Annotated in this window: 6 protein-coding genes; 2 read left to right on the top strand and 4 right to left on the bottom strand. The window is 60.4% G+C overall.

All coding sequences use genetic code 11. The features are described from left to right. Positions 1–236: 236 nt before the first annotated feature. On the bottom strand, positions 237–1,100 hold the full coding sequence (locus tag V7080_RS23450; RefSeq protein WP_334190794.1) for an enoyl-CoA hydratase-related protein: 864 nt from the start codon (positions 1,098–1,100) through the stop codon (positions 237–239). Positions 1,101–1,231: 131 nt separating this feature from the next. Between V7080_RS23450 and V7080_RS23445 the strand changes: the two genes are divergently transcribed. Beyond that, the gene (locus tag V7080_RS23445) at positions 1,232–2,200 is read left to right on the top strand and encodes an NAD(P)H-dependent flavin oxidoreductase (protein WP_334190793.1); all 969 of its coding nucleotides are present in this window, start codon (positions 1,232–1,234) and stop codon (positions 2,198–2,200) included. A gap of 42 nt (positions 2,201–2,242) precedes the next feature. Further along, positions 2,243–2,548 (top strand): DUF1330 domain-containing protein, encoded by a 306-nt coding sequence (locus V7080_RS23440; protein WP_334190792.1) that lies wholly within the window; start codon positions 2,243–2,245, stop codon positions 2,546–2,548. Between the two features lie 338 nt (positions 2,549–2,886). Here the strand turns inward: V7080_RS23440 and V7080_RS23435 are convergent, their stop codons facing one another. From V7080_RS23435 to V7080_RS23425, 3 genes are all read right to left on the bottom strand, one after another. Further along, positions 2,887–4,503, bottom strand: coding sequence for a cyclic peptide export ABC transporter (locus V7080_RS23435; protein WP_334190791.1), 1,617 nt, complete (start codon positions 4,501–4,503; stop codon positions 2,887–2,889). 122 nt (positions 4,504–4,625) lie between these two features. Next, positions 4,626–4,871: a DUF1272 domain-containing protein gene (locus tag V7080_RS23430; protein ID WP_334190790.1), complete on the bottom strand. Its 246-nt coding sequence runs from the start codon at positions 4,869–4,871 to the stop codon at positions 4,626–4,628. A 73-nt stretch (positions 4,872–4,944) separates the two neighbouring features. Beyond that, a partial coding sequence (locus V7080_RS23425; RefSeq protein ID WP_334190789.1) for a hypothetical protein occupies positions 4,945–5,519 on the bottom strand: 575 nt, incomplete at its 5' end.

Raw genomic sequence — 5,519 nt, 5'->3', positions numbered from 1 at the left:
TCTTCGAAGAGACTAGCCGGGACTGGCCCCGGCGGGCCACCTACTTTTTTGCTTCGCCAAAAAAGTAGGCAAAAAAGGCGACCGCGAGGACGCTGCCCTTCTTTTCCGGCAGCGTCCAAGCGGAATTCAACGGCCACAACCTCTTTATATTTACTGATTTGTTTTTGACTGACGGTCAAAAGAAGTTATTGCATATCCGGATCCCAAAAAATGACGAATGGCGATCGGAAATATATTCACTTCAACGTATATTTTGCCTCTTCAAACGAATGCAGCGGCGGTAAATCATCGAACTGCGGCTTGCGTCCCTGCTGCTTCGCGGTAAATGCCTCCACCAGGTTGCTGGTCTGCCAGATGCCGGATTGCAGCCATCCCATCTGCTGCAATGCATCCTGTGTCGAATGATCGCGCGCATAGTGGATCGCCTGCTTGCTGCCCCATATGGCGACCGGTGGTTTTTCCGCGATCTCGTTGGCCATTTGCAATGCGGCCGCAAGCAATGCCTCCTGCGACTCGAATACCTCGTTGACGAGGCCGACAGCGAGGGCGCGCTGCGCCGGCAGCCGCCTTCCGGTGTAGGCCATTTCATGCACGATGCCCTCGGGTATCAGTTTCGGCAGGCGCTGCAGCGTTCCCAGGTCGGCCGTCATGCCGATGTTGATTTCCTGGATGCAGAAGAAGGCGTCGGCGCTCGCGAGACGGATATCGCAGGCCGACACCATGTCGACGCCGCCGCCGATGCAGCCGCCGTGAATCGCGGCAATCACCGGCATGCGCAGGCGTTCGATGGCGGTGAAGGCGCGCTGCATGTCGTCCAGTTGCGGCACGATGTTGGCCCGTCCGCCGGCGTTGCCGTCATTGAGCGCGATGCCGGAATCCGGATCGCTGCCGAAGACATCGAGCGCCATGCCGGCGGTGAAATGCTTGCCGGTGGAGGAAATCAACAGTGCGCGGGCGGGGGCGGTGCGCTGGAGCATGGTGACGATTTCCGTTAGCTCGCGCCACATCAGGGGATGCATGGTGTTCATTGCCTGCGGCCGGTTCAGCACGAGGTGGGCAACCTTGTTTTCGATGGTCAGGCTGAAACATTGGTATGTCATGAGGGTCTCCTTGATGGAATGCTTCGGTAGTATGCAAGAGCGCAGGCATTTCTAGAGGGCCTAATCTAGCACGACCGTTCTTTTTTTGCCCTATAATCAAAATCCCTTTTTTTCCTACTCGCGAGGTCGTCATGGCGTTGCCCGCAGCATTGCAGAATCTCAGTCTTCCCGTCATCGGCTCGCCCATGTTCATTGCCAGCGGTCCGGCGCTCGTCAAGGCGCAATGCAAGGCCGGCATCGTCGGCTCCTTTCCGGCACTCAATGCCCGTCCGGCCGAATTGCTCGATACCTGGCTGACCGAAATCCAGGCTGAACTTACCGCCTACAGGGAAGCGAATCCCGGTGCGAAAGTCGGGCCGATCGCCGTCAACCAGATCGTTCACCAATCGAACGACCGCCTCGCGCATGACGTCGAAGTGTGCGTGAAGCACCAGGTGCCCATCATCATCTCCAGCCTGCGCGCGCCGCCGAGGGAAATGCTGGACGCGATCCACAGCTACGGCGGCATCGTGCTGCATGACGTCATTTCGATCCGCCACGCGCAGAAGGCGCTCGAAGCCGGCGTCGACGGACTGATCCTGGTCGCTGCCGGTGCGGGCGGCCACGCGGGCGCGCTGTCGCCCTTCGCCCTCGTCGGCGAGGTGCGCAAGTTCTTCAACGGCCCGATCGCCCTGTCGGGATCGATCGCCACCGGCGACGCCATCCTGTCGGCGCAGGCAATGGGCGCGGATTTCGCCTACATCGGTTCGCGCTGGCTGGCGACGAAGGAATCGAATGTCGATGAAGGCTATCGCCAGGCCATCGTCGAATCGACCGCGGCCGATATCGTCTACAGCAACCTCTTCACCGGCGTGCACGGCAACTACCTGAAGAAATCCATCGTCGCCGCCGGCCTCGACCCGGACAACCTGCCCACCGCCGACAAGTCGACCATGAACTTCGGCTCCGGCGGCGGCGCCAAGGCGAAGGCATGGCGCGACATCTGGGGCGCGGGGCAGGGCGTCGGACTGATGGATGACGTGCCGACCGTCGCCGAACTGGTAGAGCGGTTAAAATCCGAATACGACGCTGCTCGCCGGCGTCTCGCCATCCCGGGCTGAGCATGCATCGCATGCGGCCCTTTTGATAAGGAAAGGGCCGCCATGCCGAAAGCCTACGTCGTCGCAGAAATCCAGGTCACCAATCCCACCGGCTACGCCGATTACCGCGCACTGTCGACCGCTGCCGTCGCCCAATACGGCGGCCGTTTTCTGGTGCGGGGCGGACAGCGCGACCAGCGCGAGGGCGAGGACGACGCGCACAACAGCGGCTGGCGCACCGTCATCGTCGAATACGAATCCCTGCAGCGGGCGCAGGCCTGGTATGAATCGGTCGAGTATGCCAAGGCAAAGGACGTGCGGCTGGCGAATTCGGTTGGGAGGTTGTTCATTGCGGAAGGGGCGGAATAGTAGTGCCTGCTGCATTGACATCTTCGGACTGCTCCTTCCCCCTATTAAGGGGAAGGCTGGGATGGGGCGGCCCGCGCAGGGGTGTAAAGGTTGAGCCATCGTATGCAGTCGATCGACCTCACTACCCCTCCCTGCAGGACGCATCAACGCTTGCAAGCGTTGATTGTTCCGCAGGCAGGCAGCATGCTGCCCAAATTCCCTGCTACACCCCTAGCCCTCCCCCCTAGCCGGGCGCCCTGAAAAGGGGAGGAACCGTGCGGTGCGCTTTGAGCATTCAGTTCACCGGCTACGTTGCTTTGCAAAAGCGACTTCCTCACCACGTTTCATAACATCTCCAACTACCTCACCTGCACCTCATCCAGCACCGTTTCCGTCAGCGCGCCACCCTCCAGCTTGATCACCCGGTCCGCCACATGAAAATACCGGTCGTCGTGGCTGACCACGATGGTGGTCACGCCTTGCGCTTTCAGCTCCGGGAGGATTGCTTCGTAGAAGATCTTGCGGAAATGCGGATCCTGGTCGGCCGCCCATTCGTCAAGCACCATCACCGAGCGCTTTTCCATGCAGGCGACCACCATTGCCAGGCGCTTGCGCTGTCCGGTCGATAATTCGGTGCGGCTGAAGTTGCCGCCACCCACCGTCACGACATCCTCCAGCTGCAGGCGCTGCAGAAGTTGCCGCACCTGCGCCTCGTCATCCTCGCCGTCCTGCGCCACCACCTGGTCGAACAGGAAGAAATCGGACAGCACCGCGGAAAACATCGCCCGGTACTGCCTGCGATTCGCGGCGTTCACTTCCAAGCCGTCGACGGCGATGCGGCCACCGCTCGGCGCAAGCAGGCCGATGACCAGCTTGGTCAGCGTGGATTTGCCGGCGCCGTTGTGCCCGACGATAAAGATCAGGTCGCCGCGATTGATGCGCATCGATACCGGGCCCAGCGCGAAGTTGTCATTGCCGGGATAGCGATAGAACACGTTCTGCAGTTCGATCGCGGCCCAGTCGGCGCGCAGCGGTTCGGCAAAACCGGTCTGTTCCGGATCGGGCAGCCGCAGGGATGCCAGCTTTTGCAGGGAAACGCGCGCACTCAGGATGCCGGGTATCTGGTTCAGCGCGATGTTGAGCGGCTGGCGGATGAAGAGAAGCACGAGCGCGAATGATGCACCCAGGGCCACATCGCCCCATTGCCAGCGGTAGACCGCCCAGAATACGAGCCCGATCAGGGCCAGCGTCACGACCGTCATCATGTGGATGTTGATGACGATGTAGCGGTCCGCCAGCGTGCGCAGATCGCGTGACCGCCGCGCAACGCCATGCATCAGGGTGTCGAACACGATGCGGCTGCGCCGTTCGTTTTGCAACAGTTCCTTGTGGCCGTCGAGGATGTTGCCGTATTGCTTGAACAGGCTGTCCTCCAGTTCCCGGTCCTCGCGCAGCAGGCGCTGGAACCGCGACGTCAGTGCCTGCCCGAAGCCCATCGCCACCGACAAGGTTCCCAGGCACAACAGTGCCAGCGGCCAGGACAGCCATAGCATGTAGGCCAGGCCGCCCAGCACCAGCGTGCCGCTGTAAATGAAAAACGGAAACATCACGAAGCCATCCTGGATGCTGCGGATATCCTTCGTCAGCGCGGCATAGATCCTGCCTTTGCCGAGCTGCTGGATATGTTCGAACTCGGCCTGCAACACCTGCGTCAGCAAGCGGCCGCGCAACTGGTAGATGATGCGGTAACTCAACGCCGTCATCATCGACTGCGATGCCACGCCGAAGAAAAACAGGATACCCAGCAGGGCAATCAGCCACAGGCCGTTCTCGATGAAATGCTCGCCGCCGGTCGAGATGCTTTCGTTGATGAAATTGATGGTCGCGATGTTGGCCAGCGCGCTGGCGATCACGAGGGCGGTGCCGCACAGCACCACCCAGCGGTTCTTTCGGTAAATGTCTTTTACGAGGGACAAACTGGATTCCGGTTGGCGGTGTCGACGTCGCTTCCGCGGCAAGTGCACGGAGGAAGCAGGAAAAGGAAAGGCCGGAAGTCAGCCGGCCTCAGCGAAACGATTGGAAACAATGCGTAGCGACGCTACGCGGCCTTGCCGCATCCTGCGGTCTTGTACACCCGCTCGCGCGACGCCGGGTAACTGGCAAGCTTTTCCGCCGGCCTGCGCGGCCGGACAACGAGTTCGCCGCCACAGTTCGGACAGGTGCCGGCCAGTGTCTCGGCACAGGACGCGCAAAACGTGCATTCAAAAGAACAGATCCGCGCCTCCGTCGATTCAGGAGGCAGGTCCTTGTCGCAACATTCACAGCCTGGACGTAACTGAAGCATTGGTTCTCCTTGGAAGAAGGGATTAGGCAGCGGGCGCGGTATGCAAGTTCACGCGACCGGCGGGGTCGGTTGCTTATTGATGGGCTTCATGGTGAAGGTCTTCGCCGCTCGCTTCGTACTCGATCCCTCCGGTGTACTTGCAGACGACGTTGTAGAGCAGGCACCCGAGCGCTATTGCCAGGTAGCCGAACACGAGGTACAGCACGGGCAGGATCAAGAACATGACTGCCGAAGGACCGGTCGCATTGCCCTCGCTGTCCACCGGCATGGGAAATATCGAGAACAGCAGAAACATCGGGATGGCGAATACAAGGGAACTTGCCGCCATCAGCACGCCGAACACCTTGCCGTTCTGATGAGGGGAGAAGCGTTTGATCTGGATCTTCATTGCTGTTTCCTGGTAAGCCATGGGGCCGGTGGAGGGCGGGGCAGGGATATGTTGCGGCAGGTGGGATTGATTCCCATATGGCATTGCAAAAAACATATCTTCCGCAGGAATTGTACGTTTCGCGAAACCGATTTGCAAACAACCGGCCTGGAGTGAAACCGGAAACCACAGGAAAAAATTTGTCCGGCGAACCGGTCGAACACGAAGGGGAAAATCATTTCGCAGTCGGCAGCGGACGTGGGCGTCACGCAGTCGCCATC

Origin of the sequence: Noviherbaspirillum sp. (genome assembly GCF_036846085.1) — a bacterium.
Classification (GTDB): Bacteria; Pseudomonadota; Gammaproteobacteria; order Burkholderiales; family Burkholderiaceae_D; genus Noviherbaspirillum.
The sequence above is the reverse complement of the archived record's forward strand: the minus strand, read 5'-3'. Positions and strand labels throughout refer to the sequence as shown.